18 protein-coding genes and 1 tRNA gene are annotated in these 21,116 nt (G+C 69.0%); 6 read left to right on the top strand and 13 right to left on the bottom strand.

The genetic code is table 11. The annotated features are described in order from the left end of the window. Positions 1-120: 120 nt before the first annotated feature. From ACRAWB_RS14680 to serS, 4 genes are all read right to left on the bottom strand, one after another. Positions 121-205: transfer RNA gene (locus ACRAWB_RS14680), tRNA-Ser, on the bottom strand. Positions 206-243: 38 nt separating this feature from the next. Continuing rightward, positions 244-1,536, bottom strand: a complete 1,293-nt coding sequence (locus ACRAWB_RS14675) for an LCP family protein (protein ID WP_431353988.1) — start codon at positions 1,534-1,536, stop codon at positions 244-246. Positions 1,537-1,633: 97 nt separating this feature from the next. Beyond that, entirely contained in the window at positions 1,634-2,437 is an 804-nt protein-coding gene (locus ACRAWB_RS14670) for an HAD family hydrolase (RefSeq protein ID WP_431353987.1), read from the bottom strand. Continuing rightward, complete coding sequence (gene serS, locus ACRAWB_RS14665) at positions 2,434-3,699, bottom strand: serine--tRNA ligase (protein WP_431353986.1); 1,266 nt, start codon at positions 3,697-3,699, stop codon at positions 2,434-2,436. The genes ACRAWB_RS14670 and serS overlap by 4 nt, the downstream gene beginning before the upstream one ends. Positions 3,700-3,743: 44 nt before the next feature. Here serS and ACRAWB_RS14660 point away from each other — a divergent pair, with 44 nt between their 5' ends. Next, a complete protein-coding gene (locus ACRAWB_RS14660; RefSeq protein WP_431353985.1) occupies positions 3,744-4,733 on the top strand; it encodes a diacylglycerol/lipid kinase family protein in 990 nt (329 codons plus the stop codon). On the opposite strand, the gene ACRAWB_RS14655 is transcribed toward ACRAWB_RS14660, so the two are convergent. Both ACRAWB_RS14655 and pheA read right to left on the bottom strand, forming a co-directional pair. After that, positions 4,730-5,107 carry a hypothetical protein gene (locus tag ACRAWB_RS14655; RefSeq protein WP_431353984.1) on the bottom strand — a complete coding sequence of 126 codons (378 nt, stop codon included), beginning with the start codon at positions 5,105-5,107 and terminating at the stop codon, positions 4,730-4,732. The two genes, ACRAWB_RS14660 and ACRAWB_RS14655, sit on opposite strands and share 4 nt — an antisense overlap. Positions 5,108-5,352: 245 nt before the next feature. Beyond that, positions 5,353-6,345 carry a prephenate dehydratase gene (pheA, locus tag ACRAWB_RS14650; protein WP_431353983.1) on the bottom strand — a complete coding sequence of 331 codons (993 nt, stop codon included), beginning with the start codon at positions 6,343-6,345 and terminating at the stop codon, positions 5,353-5,355. A gap of 57 nt (positions 6,346-6,402) precedes the next feature. Here pheA and pgm point away from each other — a divergent pair, with 57 nt between their 5' ends. Further along, the gene (gene pgm, locus ACRAWB_RS14645) at positions 6,403-8,022 is read left to right on the top strand and encodes a phosphoglucomutase (alpha-D-glucose-1,6-bisphosphate-dependent) (RefSeq protein ID WP_431353982.1); all 1,620 of its coding nucleotides are present in this window, start codon (positions 6,403-6,405) and stop codon (positions 8,020-8,022) included. On the opposite strand, the gene ACRAWB_RS14640 is transcribed toward pgm, so the two are convergent. The 6 genes from ACRAWB_RS14640 to ACRAWB_RS14615 are packed head-to-tail and all read right to left on the bottom strand — an operon-like array spanning position 8,019 to position 13,715. Continuing rightward, positions 8,019-8,432 (bottom strand): ATP-binding protein, encoded by a 414-nt coding sequence (locus ACRAWB_RS14640; RefSeq protein WP_431353981.1) that lies wholly within the window; start codon positions 8,430-8,432, stop codon positions 8,019-8,021. The genes pgm and ACRAWB_RS14640 overlap by 4 nt on opposite strands. Beyond that, positions 8,425-8,757, bottom strand: a complete 333-nt coding sequence (locus tag ACRAWB_RS14635) for an STAS domain-containing protein (RefSeq protein ID WP_431353980.1) — start codon at positions 8,755-8,757, stop codon at positions 8,425-8,427. The genes ACRAWB_RS14640 and ACRAWB_RS14635 overlap by 8 nt, the downstream gene beginning before the upstream one ends. Next, positions 8,754-10,706, bottom strand: a complete 1,953-nt coding sequence (locus ACRAWB_RS14630; RefSeq protein ID WP_431353979.1) for a glycosyltransferase family 2 protein — start codon at positions 10,704-10,706, stop codon at positions 8,754-8,756. Before ACRAWB_RS14630 ends, ACRAWB_RS14635 begins: the two co-directional genes overlap by 4 nt. Further along, complete coding sequence (locus ACRAWB_RS14625) at positions 10,703-11,878, bottom strand: PP2C family protein-serine/threonine phosphatase (protein WP_431353978.1); 1,176 nt, start codon at positions 11,876-11,878, stop codon at positions 10,703-10,705. The genes ACRAWB_RS14630 and ACRAWB_RS14625 overlap by 4 nt, the downstream gene beginning before the upstream one ends. A 37-nt stretch (positions 11,879-11,915) precedes the next feature. After that, positions 11,916-12,755 carry a M15 family metallopeptidase gene (locus ACRAWB_RS14620; protein ID WP_431353977.1) on the bottom strand — a complete coding sequence of 280 codons (840 nt, stop codon included), beginning with the start codon at positions 12,753-12,755 and terminating at the stop codon, positions 11,916-11,918. Positions 12,756-12,806: 51 nt separating this feature from the next. Continuing rightward, a complete protein-coding gene (locus ACRAWB_RS14615) occupies positions 12,807-13,715 on the bottom strand; it encodes an amidase domain-containing protein (protein WP_431353976.1) in 909 nt (302 codons plus the stop codon). Positions 13,716-13,909: 194 nt separating this feature from the next. On the opposite strand from ACRAWB_RS14615, the gene ACRAWB_RS14610 reads away from it, so the two are divergent. Further along, positions 13,910-15,964 carry an MDR family MFS transporter gene (locus ACRAWB_RS14610; protein WP_431353975.1) on the top strand — a complete coding sequence of 685 codons (2,055 nt, stop codon included), beginning with the start codon at positions 13,910-13,912 and terminating at the stop codon, positions 15,962-15,964. Positions 15,965-15,974: 10 nt separating this feature from the next. Here ACRAWB_RS14610 and ACRAWB_RS14605 read toward each other — a convergent pair whose 3' ends face one another. Then, positions 15,975-17,531 (bottom strand): hypothetical protein, encoded by a 1,557-nt coding sequence (locus ACRAWB_RS14605; RefSeq protein WP_431353974.1) that lies wholly within the window; start codon positions 17,529-17,531, stop codon positions 15,975-15,977. Positions 17,532-17,795: 264 nt separating this feature from the next. Between ACRAWB_RS14605 and ACRAWB_RS14600 the strand changes: the two genes are divergently transcribed. The 3 genes from ACRAWB_RS14600 to ACRAWB_RS14590 all read left to right on the top strand — a co-directional run bounded on the left by ACRAWB_RS14600 (position 17,796) and on the right by ACRAWB_RS14590 (position 21,114). After that, the gene (locus tag ACRAWB_RS14600; protein ID WP_431353973.1) at positions 17,796-19,118 is read left to right on the top strand and encodes an ABC transporter substrate-binding protein; all 1,323 of its coding nucleotides are present in this window, start codon (positions 17,796-17,798) and stop codon (positions 19,116-19,118) included. A 68-nt stretch (positions 19,119-19,186) separates the two neighbouring features. Beyond that, entirely contained in the window at positions 19,187-20,248 is a 1,062-nt protein-coding gene (locus tag ACRAWB_RS14595) for a carbohydrate ABC transporter permease (RefSeq protein WP_431353972.1), read from the top strand. Beyond that, on the top strand, positions 20,245-21,114 hold the full coding sequence (locus ACRAWB_RS14590; RefSeq protein ID WP_431353971.1) for a carbohydrate ABC transporter permease: 870 nt from the start codon (positions 20,245-20,247) through the stop codon (positions 21,112-21,114). Before ACRAWB_RS14595 ends, ACRAWB_RS14590 begins: the two co-directional genes overlap by 4 nt. Positions 21,115-21,116: the final 2 nt, after the last annotated feature.

Below are 21,116 nucleotides of genomic sequence, written 5' to 3'. Positions count from 1 at the left end.
TGACACCACTTGAGTCGGTCGAGTGATTTCTCGCTCATTCATCGCGCTTAACTGGACTTCTTGTTGATCGCGGAGCGCGGAACCGTAGTTATCTACCTACGATCACGAGGATTCGTGAAGCGGAGGGCGTGGGATTCGAACCCACGAGACATTTCTGCCCACCAGTTTTCAAGACTGGCTCCATCGGCCGCTCGGACAGCCCTCCTGAGCGCCCGGCCGCGACCGGGCGCCTTGAGTCTAACGTCAGTCCTGGAACGGCTTCGAGCAGGTGTACTGCGCAGCGGTCTGGCCGTGGACGTCGGACGGCAGCTGGACGCCGGATCCGTCGCCCGCAGCCTGCGTGGAACCGTCGACCGGCGGGGTCGCCGGGTCCTGGGTCGCGGGCGCCTGCGTCGCCGGTGCCTGCGTCGCCGGCGTCTGGGCGCCTCCCGGCGCGTTCGGGTCGGCCTCCGAGCCCACGCCGGTGTCGCCGCTCAGCGTGACGGGCTGGTCGTTCAGCAGCGCGCCCATGAGCTGGGCCGCAGCGTCCTTCGTCGGGGAGACGCCGTCGCCGTCGTAGTGGTTCGGGTACTGCACGAACACCACCTTGCTGATGTCGATGTTCTTCAGCGCCATGGCCATCGAGACGATCGTGGTGGGGTTGTTGAGGCTGTCGGAGAGCGTGATGTTGCTCGTGGCCGCCTTGGCGATGCCGTACAGCTTGACCGGGTTGTTCAGCACGTCCGCGCTCTTGATGGTGCGCACGAGGGACGACAGGAACACCTGCTGGTTGCTGATGCGGCCGAGGTCGGAGCCATCGCCGACGCCGTGGCGGGTGCGGAGGAAGGCGAGCGCCTGCTGGCCCTGGAGGGTGTTCTGGCCGGCCTTCACATCCAGGCCCGTGTACGGGTCGTTGATGTCGCCCGCGACGCAGACCGGCACGCCGCCGACGGCGTTCGACATCTCGATCACGCCGTCGAACTGGATCACGCCCGCGTAGGGGATCTCGAGCCCCGTCAGCTTCTCGACCGTCAGCACGGTGCACGCCAGGCCGCCGTAGCTGAGGGTGTTGTTGATCTTCTGCCGGCTCATCGCGTCGAAGCTGCCGCCCTTGGGGTTCGGGCAGGACGGGATGGAGACGTACATGTCGCGCGGGAAGCTCACGACCGTCGCGTTCTTGTGGTCGGCGGAGACGTGCAGCAGCATCGTGACGTCGTTCAGGTTCTCACCGCGGTCGCCGTAGGCCGCGTTGCCGCCGCCGGAGTCGCTGCCCGCGAGCAGGACGTTGAACGCCCCGTTCATAGCGCCGACGCTCGGCGTGACCGCGTTGCCCTTGGAGTCGACGAGCTTGACCGATTTCTTGACGCTGGCCACCACATCCACTGCTGCATACGCCGCGAGGGAGACGCCCGTGACGCCGAACACGGCGATGACCGCGACGAAGATCTTGAGGAGTGCCGTGAGCGGACGGTGCTGCTTCAGTCGACCGTGGCGGACCGCTGGTCCTGCCGTCTTCTCCTGCGCTCGCGCTTGCGCGCGGGTGGGCATCTCGCTCATTCACTTCCTTCCGGTGCGGGGCCACACAGACTCGAGCGCACGCCCACGGAAGGCGCACGCCGGGTTAAAGGGTCCCACAGGGTGGCTGGAAATGCTCTCAGAGGGAGTCGAGCACGTCGGCGAGTCCATCCTCGACGACGGGACCGGTGGACCGCGTGGCCGCGGCCTTGACCTCGTCGGGCGCCTGTCCCATCGCAACGCTCAGCCCCTCGGCGCCTGCCCAGGTGAGCAGTTCGAGGTCGTTGCGGCCGTCGCCCACGGCCACCACGCGCGACCGCGGGATGTCGAGCGCGTGCCGCACCCGCTCCATCGCCGTGGCCTTATTGACGCCGTCGGGCGAGATGTCGAGCCACGCCGTCCAGCCGATCGAGTAGCTGACCCGCTGGAGGCCCATCCGGTCGACGATCGACAGGAACTCCTCGGTGTCGTGCTCGGGCGAGACCACGACGACGCGGGTGGCGGGATGCTGCAGCAGCTCCTCGAACGGCACCTGCTCGGCGTTCACCAGCTCCCAGTCGGTCATGCCCTCGGTGTAGCGGCGGAAACCGGTCGGCCCCTCCACCATGAAGCTGCCGCTCGGCAGGTGCGGGCGCATGGTCAGCAGTACGTCCGTCGGGTCGAAGACCTCGATGAACTCGCGCCGGTAACCGCCCTCGAGCGTCGCGTCGCGCTTCATCGTGAGTGCACCGTTCGCACACACGACGAATTCGCTGTCGAGCCCGAACGCCTCGTGGATGGGGCGCGCGGTCTCCCAGCTGCGGCCGGTCGCGAGCATGACCTCGTGGCCGGCGTCGCGCACGCGGGCGACCGCGAGGCGGACGGCGTCGCCGATCGTCTCGTCCTCGTGGATCAGCGTGCCGTCGACGTCGAGCGCGATCAGCAGGCGTTCGTCGGAGCTCACCGCGCGATCGGCTCCAGCAGCTCCAGCCCGCCCAGCCAGGGACGCAGCGCCTCGGGGACACGCACCGAGCCGTCCTCCTGCTGGTGCGTCTCGAGGATGGCGACGAGCCAGCGCGTCGTCGCCAGCGTCCCGTTGAGGGTCGCGACGGGAGCCGTCTTGCCGCTCTCGGTGCGGTACCGGATGTCGAGGCGGCGGGCCTGGAAGGTCGTGCAGTTCGAGGTGGAGGTGAGCTCGCGGTAGCGGCCCTGGGTCGGGATCCACGCCTCCACGTCGTACTTGCGCGCCGCGCTCGAACCGAGGTCGCCCGCGGCGGTGTCGATGACGCGATAGCTCAGGCCCAGCGCCTGCATCATCTCCTCCTGCCAGCCCAGCAGCCGCTCGTGCTCGGCCTCCGCCTCCTCCGGGCGGGTGTAGACGAACATCTCGAGCTTGTCGAACTGGTGCACGCGGATGATGCCGCGGGTGTCCTTGCCCGCCGAGCCGGCCTCCCGGCGGTAGCAGGTCGACCATCCGGCGTAGCGCAGCGGCGCATCCACCTCGATGATCTCGTCGGCGTGGTACCCGGCGAGCGCGACCTCGCTCGTACCGGTCAGATAGAGGTCGTCGTTCTCGAGGTGGTAGACCTCGTCGGCGTGCGCGCCCAGGAAGCCGGTGCCCTGCATGATCTCCGGCTTGACCAGCGTCGGCGTGATCATCGGGATGAAGCCGTTCTGCACGGCCTTGTCGAGCGCCATGTTCATCAGGGCGAGCTCGAGGCGGGCGCCGATGCCGCGGAGGTACGAGAAGCGGGCGCCGGCGACCTTCGCGCCGCGGGCCATGTCGATCGCACCCAGGAGCTCGCCGAGCTCCAGGTGGTCGCGCGCCTCGAAGGGGAACTCGGGGATGTCGCCGACGGTCTTGAGCACGACGAAGTCGTCCTCGCCGCCCGCCGGAACGCCGTCGATGATCGGGTTGCCGATGCTGCGGATCAGACGCTCGAAGCGCGCATCCGCCTCGTTCGCGGCCTGCTGCGCCTCCTTGACGCGGCCGGCCAGCTGCTGGGCCTGCGCGACGAGCTCCTTCTTCTGCTCCTTCGGCGCCTTCGCGACGGTCTTGCCGAACGCGTTCTGCTCGGCGCGGAGTTCTTCGAAGGCCGTGATGGACGCGCGGCGCTCGATGTCGGCCTGGATGGCCTCGTCGACGAGCTGCACGGAGTCGCCGCGCGCCTCCTGCGAGCGGCGGACGACATCGGGGTTCTCGCGGAGGAGCACGGGATCGATCACCTGACCAGCTTATCGACCGATGCCGAACAGGTAGCGTGAGCAGCGTGAACGCTCGGGGTGGGGACGCGGGGATGGTCGTCGCCGTCGTCTACAACCCCGTCCGGGTCGACGTCCCCCGGGTGCGCGCGGCGGTCGAGGCAGCGGCGGCGGAGGCGGAGGGCGTCGACCTGCTCTGGCTCCCGACAACGGTCGAGGAGGGCGGGCAGGCACAGGCCCGCGAGGCGCTGGACCGCGGCGCGACGCTGGTGCTGGCCGCGGGCGGCGACGGGACGGTGCGCGCCGTGGCGGAGGCGCTGCGCGGGCGCGACGCGACCCTCGCCGTCATCCCGGGCGGCACCGGCAACCTCCTCGCCCGCAACCTCGGCATCCCGTTCGGCAGCGTGGAGGCGGCGTGCGCCGTCGCCTTCGGGGGCGACACGCGCCGGATCGATGCCGGCGTCGCCTCCGCCCGCTACGCGGACGGGTCGCAGTCCGAGCACGTGTTCCTGGTCATGGCCGGGATCGGGATCGACGCGGCGATGATCGCGGGCGCGCGGCCGGAGCTCAAGCGGCGGTTCGGCTGGCTGGCGTACGTGGATGCGGCGTTCCGCACGTGGCCGTCGGCGAAGAAGGTGCGGGTGCGGTTCCGCCTCGACCATGGACACGAGCGCTCGGCGCACGTCAGCACCATTCTGATCGCCAACTGCGGCGCGCTGCCGGGGAACATCGAGCTGATCCCGGACGGCGCGATCGACGACGGCCTGCTCGACGTGGCCATCCTGCAGCCTGCGACCGTGTTCGGGTGGCTCGCGATCTGGCGGAAGGTGACGTGGGAGAACCGGGTGCTGCGCAAGTCCGCGCTCGGGCGCCGCATCATCCGGTTCACCGACCGGGCCGTGCGCGCCCGGCTCAGCTACCTGCGCGGCGCGTCGGTGCAACTGGAGGTGGATGCGCCCGAGCCGTTCGAGCTCGACGGCGACGCCTTCGGCGACGTGGTGGGACTGGACCTCGACGTCGACGAACTGAGCCTGCGGGTGCGGGTGCCCTCCGCCTAGAGCTCGTCGTCCGGCGACGCCTCCACCGGCGCCCTACGGCCGGCGAGGGCGTTGAGGAACAGCAGCCCGACGAGGGTCAGCAGGCCGACGGTGATCAGCGGGCCGGCGAGCATCCATCCGAGCTGCGCGAACACGAGCGAGCCGACGTCGCTGCTCGGCGTCGGACCGCTGTACGACGACGTGACCGAGATGCAGTAGAGCACGATGCCGAGCAGGACGAAGCCGCCGCCGACGATCCACAGAGCCAGGATGAGCGGGTTGCGCCGGGGGCTGACGTCGAGCCGGGCGAGCGCTCCGGGGCCGACGACGTACGCCGGGGCGGCCGACGCGGGTTCGAGGGCGGCCCCCGGCTCGCGGACCAGCGCTGCACGCACATCCAGCGGCGGAAGGTCGTCGTCGGCCTCCGTCTCCGCGGGGCGCTGCAGCAGCGACGACGGCCGGCGGTAGGCGGAGTCGGGCGCGTCGGCACGGACACGGGTCTGCGCGCGCTCCCCGGCTGCGGCTGGTAGCCGCGCTGGAAAGAGGGGTCGTAGCGCGGGTCGAAGGCGTCGCCCCGACCGCTGCCGTCCTGCTCCTCGCCGACCATGCCGACCTCCTCGCTGTGCTGCGTGTTCGCAGCCTACGCCGGAGCGGCTGCGTCGTGACCCGTCTCGTCGGTCAGCGACGCGAGCCACGCGCGCGCCTCGGTGAAGACGTCGTCGCGATAGCGCTGGTCGAACTCCACCGGCACCCGGTCCGCCCGCGGGTACGAGCCCAGGAACATGACCGACGGGCTGAACCGGCGGAGGCCGAGCAGCGCGTCCGCCACCCGCTCGTCGCGGATGTGGCCGTCGGCGTCGATGACGAACCGGTACCGGCCGAGCGCATCGCCGATGGGCCGCGACTCGATGAGGCTGAGGTTGACCCCACGGGTCGAGAACTGCTCCAGGAGGTCGAGGAGGCTTCCGGGGCGGTCGTCGGGCAGCTCGGCGATGAGGCTGGTCTTGTCGGCGCCGGTCGGCTCGGGGACCGTCCGGGACGTGCTCACCAGCACGAACCGGGTGACGGCGTTGGCGTTGTCGCCGATGTTCTCGGCGAGCACGACCACGTCGTGGTGGTCGACGATGCCGGGCGGCGCGATGGCCGCATCCGCCGTGCTGCCCTCGAACAGCGACGCGGCCGCCGCGACGTTGCTGGACGCCGGGAGGTGGCCGTGATCGGGAAGGTTGCGGTCGAGCCACTGGTGGCACTGCGCGTACGCGACGGGATGCGCGTTGATCGTCTTCACGTCGGCGAGCGTCGTGCCGGGACGCGCCACCAGGACGAAGGTGACCGGGACCAGGTACTCGCCCACGATCCGCAAGCCCGGGATGGTGGCCAGCGCATCCTGGGCCACCGAGACGCCGCCCTCGATCGAGTTCTCGATCGCGATCATCGCGGCCACGCTGCGGCCCTCGACGACGTCGGCCAGCGCCTCCCCCAGGTTGTTGACGGCACGCCACCGCTTGCCGCGCGCCTCGGGCACCTGCTTGAGCGCGGCCTCGGTGAACGTCCCCGACGGCCCCAGGAAGCTGTAGACGTCGTCCACGGAGGCGGGCAGCTCGGCGGGCGCGTCGGCGGGGTCGGAGGACATGCCGCTCAGCTTACCGAGGCCGCTGGCGTGGGCCGCCCGCCGTGGAAGAGTAGGGGCATGGACGAACGAGCCGGAACCCCCGCCCAGCCCTCCGACCTGATCGACGTCGACGCCCTGCGGCGCGCGTACTACGAGCTGAAGCCGGATGTCAGCATCCCGGAGCAGCGCGTGGTGTTCGGCACGTCCGGGCACCGCGGGTCGGCGCTCGATACGGCGTTCAACGAGGATCACATCGCCGCGACCACTCAGGCGATCGTGGAGTACCGCAACAGCCAGGGCATCACCGGTCCCCTCTTCATCGGCGCGGACACCCATCTGCTCAGCGAGTTCGCCACGACGACCGCGCTCGCGGTGCTCGTCGGCAACGAGGTGCGGGTGCTCGTGGACGAGTTCGACGACTGGGTGCCGACGCCTGCGGTGTCGCACGCGATCATCCGGTACAACCGGCAGGGCCACGACGACCAGGCCGACGGCATCGTCGTCACCCCGAGCCACAACCCGCCGCGGGACGGCGGATTCAAGTACAACCCACCGCACGGCGGCCCCGCCGACACGGACGCGACCAGCTGGATCGCCAAGCGCGCCAACGAGATCATCGCGAACGGCATGACCGAGGTGCGGATGGCCGAGCCGTCGGGTGTCGAGACCTACGACTTCCGCGGGCACTACGTCGACGATCTCGAGAACATCATCGACGTCAAGGCGATCAAGGACTCCGGCATCAGGATCGGTGCCGATCCGCTCGGCGGCGCGAGCGTCCACTACTGGGAGGCGATCGCCGAGCGCTACGGCCTCGACCTGACGGTCGTGAACCCGGATGTGGACCCGACGTGGTCGTTCATGACGCTCGACTGGGACGGCAAGATCCGGATGGACCCGTCCAGCCCGTCGGCGATGGCGTCGGTCGTCGCGCGCAGCGGGGACTTCGACATCCTCACCGGCAACGACGCGGACGCCGACCGGCACGGCATCGTCACGCCGGACGGCGGGCTGATGAACCCCAACCACTACCTGGCCGTCGCCATCGACTACCTGTTCCGCACCCGGACCGAGTGGAAGAAGGACGCCGCCGTCGGCAAGACGCTCGTGTCGTCGTCGATCATCGACCGGGTGGCCGAATCGCTCGGGCGACGGCTGTGGGAGGTGCCGGTCGGCTTCAAGTGGTTCGTCCCAGGGCTCATCGACGGGACCGTCGGCTTCGGCGGCGAGGAGAGCGCTGGGGCCTCGTTCCTGCGCTTCGACGGGACCGCGTGGACGACCGACAAGGACGGCATCCTGCTCGCCCTGCTCGCCAGCGAGATCCGCGCGGTGACCGGCAAGTCGCCGTCCGAGCTGTACCGCGAGCTGACCGAGCGCTTCGGCGACCCGGTGTACCAGCGCGTGGATGCGCCCGCCTCGCCCGAGCAGAAGGCCGCGCTGTCGAAGCTCGACGGCGACGCGATCAGCGCCACCGAGCTGGCCGGAGAGCCGATCACGGCGAAGCTGAGCCGCGCGCCGGGCAACGACGCACCGCTCGGCGGCGTGAAGGTGCAGACGGACAAGGCCTGGTTCGCCGCGCGTCCCTCCGGCACCGAGAACGTCTACAAGATCTACGCCGAGTCGTTCGAGGGCGAGGAGAACCTGCGCGAGGTGCAGGAGGAGGCCAAGCGGATCGTCGGCGACGCGCTCGGCGGCTAGACGCCCGAGGACAGCGTCCAGCGGTTGCCGTGCGGCAGCGGCTGGTGCGCGAACTCGTCCACGAGCAGGGAGATGAGCGCCAGGCCGCGGCCCGACTCGCCGAAGTCCTCGGGGTCGGGCATCGCCGCGGTCGACAGGTCGATGTCGGCGGGCTCGGCGTCGTCCGTCACGACGGCGCGCAGTCCGTCGGGGCTGTGTCCGAGCTCCAGCTCGACGCGGGTGCGCGTGCCCGCGACGCCGTGCTGCACGACGTTGGTCACGACCTCGACCACCGCCAGCTCGAAGGCGCCGCGACGGTCGTCCGGGAGGTCAGGGCGCCTCACGGCAAGCTCCTCGAAGAGGGCATGCACCCGCTCGATGGCCTCGGCGTCGGCCGGGGCGAGGAATTCCTCGCGGAACGCCTCAGTCACGGTAGGCGTCGTCAGGGCCGGGGTAGACACGGAGGATGCGGTCCAGGTTCGTCAGGCGCAGGACGCCGGCCACCTGCTCGGTCGCCGCGACCAGGCGGAGGTCTCCGCCCGCGCTCCGGGCCGTCTTCAGGCCGCTGACCAGCGCGCCGAGGCCCGAGGAGTCGATGAAGTCCACTCCGCTGAGGTCCAGCGCGAGCCGCGCGTGGCCGTCGTCCACGACACGCTGCACCTCGCGGCGGACGGTGGTCGCCGTCACCAGGTTGATGCGGCCGTTCGCAGCCAGCACGGCGACGCCGTCCGGTCGGATGGTCGTGGTGATGTTCATCGGAGCGGTGAATCCTTCCTGGCGGCGTGAGCGGCCGGTCCGCGGTAGAGAGCCGCCCTCGGGATGATGCTGAGCACGACGAGGTCGTAGATCACCCAGACCGTGTTGACCAGCGTGCCCACACCATCCGCGGTTCCGGCGATGACACGCAGGACGCCGACGATCGCCGCGATCACGAGCACGACGATGGCGGTCAACTGCGGCCAGATCTGCCGCCACGGGATGGGAGCGCGGCCTGCGCGCTCCTTCGGCGTGACGACGAACCCGAGCGACCGGCCGAACCACACGTTCGCCGCGGCGGTCCAGCATGCCCGGATCCAGAGCGGGAAGAGCGCGAGCGAGTACTGCTGGCCGCGCCAGGTGCGCAAGCCCCGCGCGGCGACGAGGAACATCAGCTGGCTCAGCACGAAGTAGGGGATGAAGCGGGCGAAGAAGTCGACGCTCCACGCGGTCACCGGCATGACGCCGGTCAGGAGGTAGACGACGGGGGCGGCGAGGTAGACGACCGACGCGAAGCCAGAGAGGTAGCTCCACATCGTCGCGAAGTACATGATGCGCTGGCCGCCGGATAGGCCCCGCTTGACCAGCGGGTTGTCCCGCAGCATCACCTGCAAGGTGCCCTGCGCCCAGCGCAGCCGCTGGCCCAGCATCGTGCCCAGATCCTCCGGCGCGAGCCCGGTCGCGAGCAGTTCGTGGTGGTAGACGCTCCGCCAGCCGGCGGCGTGCAACTGCATGGCCGTGGCCATGTCCTCCGTCACCGAGATGGTCGCCATCGGCATGACGGGCTGCGCCTGCCCGGGGCGGTCGACCGCGAGCGTGTCGGCGATGCGCTGCACCGACTCGATGGCCGCGAGGGGCGAGAGGTCGGTCTCGGCGAGACGGTCGAGGGCCACCTCGTCCACGACGAAGGCGCCCAGTTCGGAGTCGGCCTGGACCGGGAGCGCGGCGATGGCCCGCAGATCCTCCTCCATTGCGGCGATGTCGCCGCGGACGACGGAACGCGACACGCCGTCCACGCTCTGCTGCAGCCGGTAGGTCACCTCGCCGACGCTGTCGCCCGCCCGAAGACGGGCTGACGCCTCCTCCACGTGCGAGCGGATCTCGGCGATCAGCCGGGACGTCTCGGGATCGGAGCGCGACGAGCGCTGCGCCTTGGCGAGCATCCGCTCGGACGCACGCAGCGAGACCCGGACGGTGCGCTCCACGTCGCGGACATAGCCGACGATGCCGAGCTCCATGAGGGCATCGCGCCGCAGCACTGCGTTCGACCCGCAGAAGAAGGCGGCGTTCCAGCCGTCCTTGCCCTGCTGGATCGGACCGTAGAAGAGCGGCGCCTGGTTGCCGAGCGGATCGGCGTCGTCGACGTTCGAGAAGAATTGCGGGGTCTGGACCAGCGCGACCCGGGGATCGGCGAAGTAGCCGAGGGTGTTGTCTAGGATCTGCGGCTCGGGGATCTGGTCGGCGTCGAGGATGAGCAGGAACTCGCCGCCCGTCTGGAACAGCGCGTTGTTGAGGTTGCCCGCCTTGGCGTGACGCGGCTTGTCAACCCAGTCCTCGCTGCGGGTGACGTATCCCAGACCCTCCCGTTCGGCCGCGGCCCTCATCTCGGCGCGATCGCCGTCGTCCAGGATCCACGTGCTGTGCGGGTACCGGATGGCCTTCGCCGCACGGGCCGTGGTCAGCACCAGGTCGATCGGTTCGTCGTACGTGGTGATGAAGACGTCCACCGTGCCCTCGGCGGGCGCTTCTGGGCCGTTGCGGACCTTCACCCGCCACATCGTCAGCGCGAAGAAGAACGTGTCGATGACGCTGTAGGTCTCGGCGATCACGAGGGGGACGGCGATCCACCAGGCGGACCAGTTGACGGAGTCGAGCCACCGCCAGACGACGTAGTTCACGCCCGCGAGAACGGCGAGCAGGCACACCACCCGCAGCAGGAGGCGGTTCACCGGTCGCTCCGGCGCACCACCACGGCGGTCACATCGTCGATCGGGATGCCGGCGCGGGCGACGCTCAGGATGCGCGAGACGGCTCCGCCGGGCGTCGCGTTCCCGCGGACGATCGCCTCGACGATCGGGAACGCCCGTTCGCCGCCGATCGCGTCCAGCACGCCGTCGCTGATGCAGACGAGCGAGTCGCCCGGGCCGAGGTCGACGCGCTGCGGGATCCGGGGCTCCATCGTCGGAAGTCCGAGCGGGAGCGAGCCGCTGGGCAGACGGTCGACGCCATTCCGGTCCCGGACGACGAACGCGAGGCCGTGGCCCGCATCCACGTAGTCGACCCCGCCGTCGGGGTGGAGGCGCGCATGGAAGAGCGTGACGAAGGTGGCCAGCTGGTCCAGGTCCTCCTCGACCAGGCGGGATGCCGCGTCCACCGACTCCTCGAGATCGGCGAAGTCCATCGCGCTGCGCAGCGCGGTGCGGACCGACGCGCCGACGATGGCTGCGGCCATCCCCTTGCCCATCACGTCGCCGACCGTGATGCAGAAGTCGTCGCCCACGTCGTACCAGTCGTAGAAGTCGCCGGAGACGCCGCGCGACGGCTCACAGGCCGCCGCGACGTCGAAGCCCGGAGCGCGGGGTTTGCGGCGCGGAAGCAGCCCCTTCTGGGCGATCGCCGCACGGTCGAGCTCATCGTCGCGGTGGAGTTCGTCCTGCACCCAGTCGGCGAGATCGCGCAGCACGCGCTCCTGCTCGGGGCTCAGCGTGTGGGGGACGGTGTCGAGGACGCACAGCGTGCCGACCGCCTCTCCGCCGGGTGCATGCAGCGGCTCGCCGGCGTAGAACCGGAGATGCGGGTCGCCCACGACGAACGGGTTGTCGGCGAAGCGGTCGTCGTCGGACGCGTCGTCGACGATCAGCGCGGCATCCTGCCGCACCGTGACGTCGCAGAAGGCCTTCTCGCGCGGCGCCTCCTGGGTGAGCCCGATCTGCGATTTGCGCCACTGCCGGTCGCGGTCGAGAAGGGTGATGCTCACCATCGGCACACCGAAGAGCTGCTGGGCGAGGCGTGTGATGCGGTCGAACCGCGCCTCCGGCCCGGAATCGAGGACCCCGAGCCCGCTCAGCGCACGCTGACGAGCGACCTCCGTCTGCTGAACCGACTGCGCGTCGACGACCATGCCCCCACTGTACTGGCTGGTCTACGTCCGTCCAGGGTCAGCGGTACTGCTCGCCTCCGGCACAGCCGAAGAACTCCTCGAGGGTCGTCACACCGGTGGTGTGCAGCTCCGTCGCGAGCGGGACGCCGATGTACCGGAAGTGCCAGGGCTCGTAGGTGAAGCCGGTGACGGCGACCTTGTCCGCCGGATAACGGAGCAGGAAGCCGAAGCGCCAGGCGTTCGCGGCGAGCCAGCGGCCCTGCGGAGTCTGGCCGAAGCACGCGTCGAGCGAGCACCGCGCCGGCAGGGCGCTGATGTCGACGGCCAACCCCGTCTGGTGCTCGCTGTGACCGGGGCGGGCGGTGTCGGTGTCCGCGTACGCCTGGCCGTTGCGGGCGACGTCGTCGTCGTACACCCGCGTCTGCGAGTCGTAGGAGCGGTAGGCGCTCTGGACCGAGAACTCGAGGCCCGCCTCCCGCTTTCCCGCCTGGAACATCGCGACCAGGGCGGCTGCGGTCTGCTGCCGCATCGGCTGACGGTTCACGTAGGCGACGTCGGGAAAGACGAGGTCGCCGGGCGCGTACGTCGTGGGATGGAGCTCCCGCGGCTTGTTGACGACGACCCACGGGCTCGCGGGGTCGTCGTGCGACAGCGCGGCCTTATCGAAGCCCACGACGGTCGGAGTCGGCGGGATGGATGTCGTCGGCGTCGGCGTCGGACGCGGGGGCCGCGGCGACGGCGTGCTGCGATGCGGCGTCGGCCGGTGGCTCGTCGGAGCTGCGGAGACGGCGCCCGAGGCGCACCCGGCCAGCAGCAGCAGCACGACCGTCAGGACGCCGCCGATGCGGGCAGCGCGCGACCCCTGAACCCGCCTCCTGCGGGCACCCCCCAGACTCACGGGGCCGAGCATAGCTCACGCCCGTGAAGCCTCCCTGCAGGGTGGCCGGAATTACCTCGACAGGCTCCAGAAGTGCCCGATGCCGCCCGGGTGGTCGACGGTGATCGCCTCGTCGAGGTCGCGGTAGTCGCTGTCCTCATTGTGTCCGACCATCTTGATCTTGATCTGGCCGTTCACGTTCTGCACGGCGGACACGATCTGCACGTGGTCGAGCGAGTTGTTGTCGTTCCAGTCGAACATCACGATGTCGCCGACCTTGATCTTGTCGCGCTGGTCGAACGAGTACTCGGTGAGGCCGAGCTTGGCGGCGTTCTCGCGGAAGTAGTTGTCCATCGCCGGCACGTAGCCCCAGGCCGGGCTCCAGTCGGCGGCGGCGTCGTGGTTGTACCAGTCGCCGTTCATCTGCCAGCCGCGCGCGATGAGGGTCTGGCTCACGAAGTTGGCGCAGTCTCCGCCGACGGGGTTGAGGTCGCCGTACTGGGCGGTGTTGTAGTTCTTCCAGTACGTGAGCGCGTAGGCGAGCTGCTTGTCCACCGGCGTCTGCACCTGGTAGTCGTAGGTGCTCGTCGAGGTGGTGACCGGCTTGCCGCTCTTGTCGGTGACCGTGACAGGCACGCTTCCCGCCTGGAAGTTGGCCGCAGCCGGGACGTTCACCACGACCTTGTCGTCGGTGGCCTGGGCGACCGTGGCGGGCTGGCCGCCGATCTGGACGGCACCCACCTTCTGCAGGTTGGTGCCCTCGAGGGTGATGGTGCCTCCCGAGACGCTGCCCGCGGCCGGCTGGATGGACGACACGACCGACGAGGTCGGGCTGGCCGACGGAGCGGCGGCCTGGGCGACGGCCTTGGTCACCGGCGACGGCTCGCCGGCGCACGCGGTGAAGGCGAGCGCAGCGGAGGCGGCGACGGCCGTGAGCGCGAGCGTGCGCTGCAGACGACGGGAGCGGGCGGGAGAAGTCATCGCCTTGCACCATACGCCCAGAACTTCTGCGTCACCTGAAGAGGGGGCACATCCATTCGCTGAACGATCGCACACCTTTCGCTGGGAGCGAACCTGCTGCGTTGTCAGCAGTGTGGCACTGGGTGTAACTTTGCAGTCTCCGCAAAATTCTTTCACACACGCATTTCGCACCCGAACTCTCGACCCGGAGACAGATGTCCAGTCAAACCACCGCGGCAGGCGCCGCACCCAAGCCGATCATGTCGCATCGCGAGATCCTGTTCGTGATCTTCGGCCTGATGGCCGGCATGTTCCTGTCGGCCCTCGACCAGACGGTCGTCGGCACGGCGATCCGCACGATCGGCGACGATCTCCACGGCCTCAGCGAGCAGGCCTGGGTCACCACCGGCTACCTGATCCTCTCGACGATCTCGACGCCGATCTACGGCAAGCTGTCCGACATCTTCGGCCGCCGCCCCCTGTTCATCATCGCGATCCTCATCTTCATCGCCGGGTCGATCCTGGCCACGTTCTCGACCTCGATGCTCGAGCTCGCGGCGTTCCGCGCCATCCAGGGTCTCGGCGCCGGCGGTCTCATGTCGATGCCGCTCGCGATCATGGGCGACATGCTCGCACCTCGCGAGCGTGCCAAGTACCAGGGCTACTTCCTCGCCGTCTTCGGCATCTCGAGCCTGGTCGGCCCGCTGGTCGGCGGCCTGTTCGCCGGCGCGGACCAGATCCTCTGGATCGACGGCTGGCGCTGGGTGTTCCTCATCAACGTCCCGATCGGCTTCATCGCCCTGGCGATGGTGCTGCGGTTCCTGCACCTGCCCAAGCGGTCGCGGGGTTCGGCCCGCATCGACTGGTGGGGTGCGGCCGGCGTGATCGTCGCGCTGGTCCCGCTGCTGCTGGTGGCCGAGCAGGGCCGCGACTGGGGCTGGGGCAGCCCCGCTTCGATCGCGTGCTACGTCATCGGCGGCGTCGGCATCATCGCGTTCATCTTCATCGAGATCGCGATGAAGGACGACGCGCTCATCCCGATCAAGCTGTTCCGCTCGAGCACCTTCTCGATGGCCACGGTCATCGGCGTCCTGGTCGGCTTCGGGATGTTCGGCGCCATGCTGACCCTCCCGCTCTACCTCCAGATCGTCCTCGGCTCGACGCCGACGGAGTCGGGTCTGCAGCTGCTGCCGATGATCCTCGGACTGATGATCTCGTCCATCGCCTCCGGCCAGATCATCGCGCGCACCGGTCACTACCGGCAGTTCCCGATCATCGGAACGGCCATGCTCGCGGGCGGCTTCTTCTACCTGACCTTCCTGAAGTACGACGACTCCTACTGGTTCATCGCCGGCGCGATGCTGCTCATCGGACTCGGCCTCGGCCAGCTGATGCAGACGCTGACCATCGCCAGCCAGAACTCGGTAGGCCTGCGCGATATGGGTGTGGCGACCAGTGCGTCCACGTTCTTCCGCCAGATCGGTGGAACGCTGGGCACCGCGGTGCTCCTGTCGCTGCTGTTCACGGTCTTCCCGACGAACATCAAGACGTCGCTCACCGACACCCCGACGCTGACGTCCGCACTGGATGCGGCGCTCAACCCCGAGGTGGCGAACGCCCCCGAGAACAAGCAGATTATGAACCAGATCTACGACCCGATCGTCAGCAAGCTGGTTCCACAGGTGCAGGCGCAGGCCCACCAGGCGGGCGTCGAAGCGCTCGTCGCGAAGGGCATCCCGCAGGATGTGGCGGAGCAGCAGGTCCCGGCCGAGCCGATCGACTTCTCGAACGCCGACCAGCGCGAGCAGGTCGTCTCGAAGGCGGTCCCCGCCCTCCAGACGCAGCTCGAGAAGTCGAACGCCGGCTCCAGCAGCTCGGACATCAACGACACGTCGTTCCTCAACTCGGCCGATCCGCGGCTCTCGAAGCCGTTCCTCGTGGCGTTCAACGCCTCGGCGGTGCAGGTCTACTGGGTCGCGATGATCGTCGTGCTGGTCGCGTTCATCCTGTCGCTGTTCTTCAGGACCCCGCCGCTCCGTGCGAAGTCTGCGCTGCAGGAGGCGGCCGACGACGCCGCGGCTGCAGACGCCGCGAAGAACGCCGAGCGCGAGCCGGTCGGCGCGTATGCGTCGCTCTCGGAGGACGACGACGAGGACTACGACGTCGGCCTTCTCGCGAACCGCGCGGCGAACGACTTCGGCGCCCTCGTCGAGCCGGGCGCCGACACGGCCTCGACCCGGGCCCAGCGGCCGCGACCCGCGACCGACTGAGCGCCAGGCATCACGCCGAGACGGCCGTCACTTCTTCGGGAGTGGCGGCCGTTTTCGTCGGCGCGGCTCCCCGACGGGCGCGCTCCGGCCGAGGCGGTCGGCGCTCGCCCTCCGCGAGCGCGGCGGCGATCAGCGTCGTGGCGCACAGCATCCCGGCCAGGACGGCGACGACGAGGTGCTTCGTGTTCTCGATCGCCTCGCCGTAGGCGCAGGTGACGAACTGCGTCCAGGCGATGGCGAAGAGCAGCAGCGACACCGAGGCGAGACCGCCCTTGATGGTGCCCGGTTCGAGCCTACGCAGCGCGAAGATCGCCCCGACGAGCAACAGCACCGAGAAGAAGAAGAGGACCACCAGGCCGCCGCCCTTGAGGGTGGCCAGGGTTGTCGAGGCGACTACGAGCCGGCCGTCCTGCGTGCCCGCCTTGGCGCCGCTCTCCTTCGCGAAGTTGCCGAGATAGTCGGTACGCGCGGCGAGGAAGTCATTTGCGGCAACGTTCGCCATGGCGATCGCGCGATCAGGATGATGGAGCAGAAAGGCCGCCGCCGTCCCGTACGTCATCTTGTGCTCGACCGCAGGGAACAGCTCGTCGTTCTGCGGGGCCTCCACGCCGCGCCACCAGGAGTTGCCCGCACGGTCGGCGAGCCCTTCGGGCAGGTCCATCTCCCTCAGGTCGGCAGCCGGATCGTCACTGATGCCGAGGATGCCGACGAAGATCACCTCGGTGGGGTTGATGACGGCGAAGTCGTCGGGATTGCGGTCGTAGGTGTCCTTCGCCGAGACGCCGAGCAGACCCAGGCCGCTGAACCCGACACCGACGGCCACGACCGCCGCCGCAACCGCGAAGAACGTGCGCGCCCGGAAGACGTCGATCACGAGTCGCACCGCATGCCAGAGCAGGAACAGAGCGATGGGCGCGATGATCGTGATCATCTGCGTCTTGGCGTTGACGAGCAGGTAGGCGCATCCGAGGAACACGGGGAGGGCGAGGACGCTCGCCACGCGCTTGGCGCGGAAGGCGCCCAGATAGGCGCCGGAGACGGCCATGCCGATCAGCCCTACGATTCCGGCCGTCTCGGTGAACGGTGACGCGAGGTAGTCGGCGAACGCGGTGTCGCCGACCACGAGGACGAACAGGACGGCGACGATTCCCTGAATCACCGGCGAACGGAACAGGAGGGTCAGCGCGAGCACCAGGAGGCCCACGAAGATGGCGTAGGTCAGGAGGGCGAAGCGCAAATCGAGGCCCGCCGTGGCACCGGTCTCGTGCGAGAGATACGCCCAGAACTGCATCAGCAGTTTCGTCGTGCTGGGGTAGTTGAGGCACGACCCGGGGGTCACGTGCACCGTGAAGTAGTCCAGGATCGCCCAGCTGTTGAACAGATCCTTGCGTGAGGTCGCGTGGGGCCCGACTCCGACCTGGCACATGAGCCGCAGGCCGTCGCCGTTGTCGGCCATTCCGACCGGAACAGGCACGAAGAGGCGCAGCAGCATGATGCCGGTGGCGAGGGCGCCGAACAGCACGGCGAACAACCAGCGGAAGTCGCCGTCCATGATCCGTGTGCGCACAGCCCGGTCCTCTCTTGCGCTCGGAGGGGAATCCCTCACTGACGAAGACGCAGGAAATCCGCGGTTATGACGGGCGGCCAGCGGGATCCCGGCCACAAACCCGGAAACACGCGGATGAGAGCGCGACCACGAAAGACTTGACAAGCCCCGGCCGACCGTTTTACAGTCTCTCCAAACGCGTGAGAGCGCTCTCACGCTCGTCGCATGAGAGCGCTCTCAACGCGCACCAGGCGCACACCAGACACACGCACAAAGGAGTGACCCGTGAAGCTTTCACGACGCACCAGGATCGCTGCGGCCGTCGCCGGCGCAGCATCCTTCGCCCTCATCGCAGCCGGATGCTCATCGAGCGGAGGCAGCGGTTCCAGCTCGGACCCGATCACGCTGACCGTCACCACGTTCGGCACGATGGGCTTCGACAAGCTCTACTCGCAGTACGAGAAGGAGCACCCGAACATCAAGATCAAGGCCACCAACATCGACACCGGTGACAATGCGCTCACCGACTGGCAGACGAAGCAGGCGGCCGGCAGCGGCCTCCCCGATGTCCAGGCGGTCGAGGAGGGCTGGCTGAGCAAGGTCATGCAGGTCTCCGACCAGTTCAACGACCTGAAGGACTACGGCGCGAACGACATCAAGAGCCGCTGGGTCGACTGGAAGCTGAAGCAGGCCACCGACAAGAGCGGCCGCATCATCGGCTACGGCACCGACATCGGGCCGGAAGGCCTCTGCTACAACGGCAAGCTGTTCGCCGCGGCGGGCCTGCCGAGCGACCGCGAGTCCGTCGCGAAGCTGTTCGGCGGCGACAACGCCACCTGGGACGACTTCTTCAAGGTCGGCGAGCAGTACCACGCGGCCACCGGCAAGGCCTGGTACGACCAGTCCGGCTTCATCTGGAACGCCATGGTGAACCAGCAGCCCGAGGGCTACTACACCAAGGACGGCAAGCTGAACATCAAGGACAACAGCGACCTGAAGGCGCTGTGGTCCAAGCTGGCCGACGGAGCGGCGGCGGGCCTCTCCTCCAACCAGACCCAGTGGGACTGGGGCAAGGGCAAGGCGTTCACCGACGGCTCGTTCGCCACGTTCGTCTGCCCGGGCTGGATGCTCGGCGTCGTTCAGGGCCAGGTCAAGGCGGGCGGCGGCGACGCCACCACCGGCTGGGACTTCGCCAACGTGTTCCCGGGCGGCGCAGCCAACTGGGGCGGATCGTTCCTGACGGTCCCGAAGCAGTCGAAGCACCCGAAGGAGGCCGCGGCCCTCGCCGCATGGCTGACCACCGCGAAGTCGCAGGTCCAGACCTTCCAGGCGGCGGGGACGTTCCCGTCGGTGACCGAGGCGCAGAGCGACCCGGGCGTGACCGGCGAGAGCGACCTGACGAAGTTCTTCAACAACGCTCCGGTCGGCCAGATCCTCAGTGAGCGCGCGAAGGGCGTCGTCGCCCAGTACAAGGGACCGGACGACTCGGTGATCCAGTCGCAGGTCTTCGGCCCGTCCGTGCAGGAGCTCGACTCCGGCAAGGCGAACGGTCAGCAGGCATGGGACAACGCCATGAAGCTGCTCGACCAGCTGGTCGTCAACAAGTAACCCGACAACCGCAACCGGGCCCCCGCTGCAACCCGAGCGGCGGGGGCCCGACCCACGGGAGAACCGCAATGACCACCACCGCCACACGGGAGTCCGCCCCCGCCTCCACCGCGCCGCGCAAGCGGGACGACCGCGGAGGCCTCACCTTCAAGCAGCGGCTCAGCCGCTTCGATGTCAAGGCGTCGCCCTACTTCTACGTGGCGCCGTTCTTCATCCTCTTCGGGCTCGTCGGCCTGTTCCCGCTCGTGTACACATTCGTCGTCTCGCTGAACAACTGGAACCTGCTCACCGGTCCGGGCGAGTGGGTCGGGTTCAAGAACTACGCGACCGAGCTGACCGATCCGTTCTTCTGGAACTCGCTGTTCAACACGATCAGCATCTTCCTGCTCTCCGCCATCCCGCAGTTGATCGCCGCCGTCTTCATCGCCGCGATCCTCGACCAGAACCTGCGGGCCAAGACCTTCTGGCGGATGAGCGTCCTGCTCCCCTACGTCGTCACGCCGGTCGCCGTCACGCTGATCTTCTCGAGCGCGTTCGACGAGAAGTACGGCCTGATCAACAACATCCTTCAGGCGTTCGGCCTCGACCCGGTGATGTGGAAGACCGAGACCTTCCCGTCGCACGTCGCGATCGCGACCATGGTCAACTGGCGCTGGACGGGCTACAACGCCCTCATCCTGCTGGCCGCCATGCAGGCGGTCCCCCGCGACATCCACGAGTCGGCCGCGCTGGACGGCGCCGGGTCGTTCCGCCGCTTCTTCTCGATCACGCTGCCGAGCATCCGCCCGACCATGATCTTCGTGATCATTACGGCCACCATCGGAGGTCTGCAGATCTTCACCGAGCCGAAGCTGTTCAACCCGTCCAGCGCCATCCCCGGCGGCCCGCAGCGGCAGTACCAGACCACCGTGCTCTACCTGTGGGATCTGGCCTTCAACCGGCAGAACTTCGGCAAGGCCTCGGCCGTCGCCTGGCTGCTGTTCCTGCTCATCGTGATCTTCGGCGTGCTCAACTTCCTGATCTCGCGCCGGATCGCCTCCACCGAGACCCGCCTGCACCGCAAACGCACGGCGAGGCGCCTGCAGGCGTCGCGCATCCTGGCCGCTGCGAGCGAGGAGAAGAACCTGTGACCGCCACCGCCGCCCGCCCGGCCCGGGCGCCCAAGCGCAAGGCGCTGGGGATCGACCGCCGGCCCGGCTTCCTGACCTACGGCATCCTGCTCGCCATCTTCCTCGGCGGCGCATACCCGCTGTGGTGGTCGTTCGTCGCAGGATCCAGCGACAGCACGGTGCTGACCTCGACCTGGCCGCCGTTCCTCCCGGGCGGGCAGTTCTGGACCAACGTCGGCCAGGTGCTCGACACCGTCCCGTTCTGGCTGGCGCTCGGCAACTCGATCATCGTCGCGTCGGTCATCACGCTGTCGGTCGTCGCGTTCTCGACGCTCGCCGGCTACGCGTTCGCCAAGCTGCGCTTCCGCGGTCGCGAGGGGCTGATGGTGTTCGTCGTCGCGACGCTGGCCGTCCCGACACAGCTCGGCATCATCCCGCTGTTCATGGTGATGAAGCAGTTCGGCTGGACCGGGACGCTCGGCGCGGTGATCGTGCCGACCCTGGTGACGGCGTTCGGGGTGTTCTTCATGCGCCAGTACCTCGTGGATGTGATCCCCGAGGAGCTGATCGAGGCGGCGCGGGTGGACGGTGCGAACATGATCCGCACCTTCTGGCACGTCGGCGTCCCCGCCGCACGACCGGCGATGGCGATCCTCGGCCTCTTCACCTTCATGACCGCGTGGACGGACTACCTCTGGCCACTGCTCGTCGCCCCGCAGAACCCGACCCTGCAGGTCGCCCTGAGCCAGCTGCAGTCGGCGAAGTACGTCGACTACTCGATCGTGCTCGCCGGCGCCGTGCTCGCCACCATCCCCCTGCTGATCCTCTTCGTGCTCGCCGGCCGGCAGCTGGTCTCCGGCATCATGGCCGGCGCGGTGAAAGGCTGAGA

Source organism: Leifsonia poae (genome assembly GCF_050632865.1).
GTDB lineage: Bacteria > Actinomycetota > Actinomycetes > Actinomycetales > Microbacteriaceae > Leifsonia > Leifsonia poae_B.
The sequence above is the reverse complement of the archived record's forward strand: the minus strand, read 5'-3'. Positions and strand labels throughout refer to the sequence as shown.

Excerpts from the sequence above, each read along its gene's own strand:
- ACRAWB_RS14675 (WP_431353988.1), bottom strand. The coding sequence starts at position 1,536 with ATGAGCGAGATGCCCACCCGCGCGCAAGCGCGAGCGCAGGAGAAGACG.
- pheA (WP_431353983.1), bottom strand. The coding sequence starts at position 6,345 with ATGTCCTCCGACCCCGCCGACGCGCCCGCCGAGCTGCCCGCCTCCGTG.
- pgm (WP_431353982.1), top strand. The coding sequence starts at position 6,403 with ATGGACGAACGAGCCGGAACCCCCGCCCAGCCCTCCGACCTGATCGAC.
- ACRAWB_RS14635 (WP_431353980.1), bottom strand. The coding sequence starts at position 8,757 with ATGAACATCACCACGACCATCCGACCGGACGGCGTCGCCGTGCTGGCT.
- ACRAWB_RS14625 (WP_431353978.1), bottom strand. The coding sequence starts at position 11,878 with ATGGTCGTCGACGCGCAGTCGGTTCAGCAGACGGAGGTCGCTCGTCAG.
- ACRAWB_RS14615 (WP_431353976.1), bottom strand. The coding sequence starts at position 13,715 with ATGACTTCTCCCGCCCGCTCCCGTCGTCTGCAGCGCACGCTCGCGCTC.
- ACRAWB_RS14610 (WP_431353975.1), top strand. The coding sequence starts at position 13,910 with ATGTCCAGTCAAACCACCGCGGCAGGCGCCGCACCCAAGCCGATCATG.
- ACRAWB_RS14595 (WP_431353972.1), top strand. The coding sequence starts at position 19,187 with ATGACCACCACCGCCACACGGGAGTCCGCCCCCGCCTCCACCGCGCCG.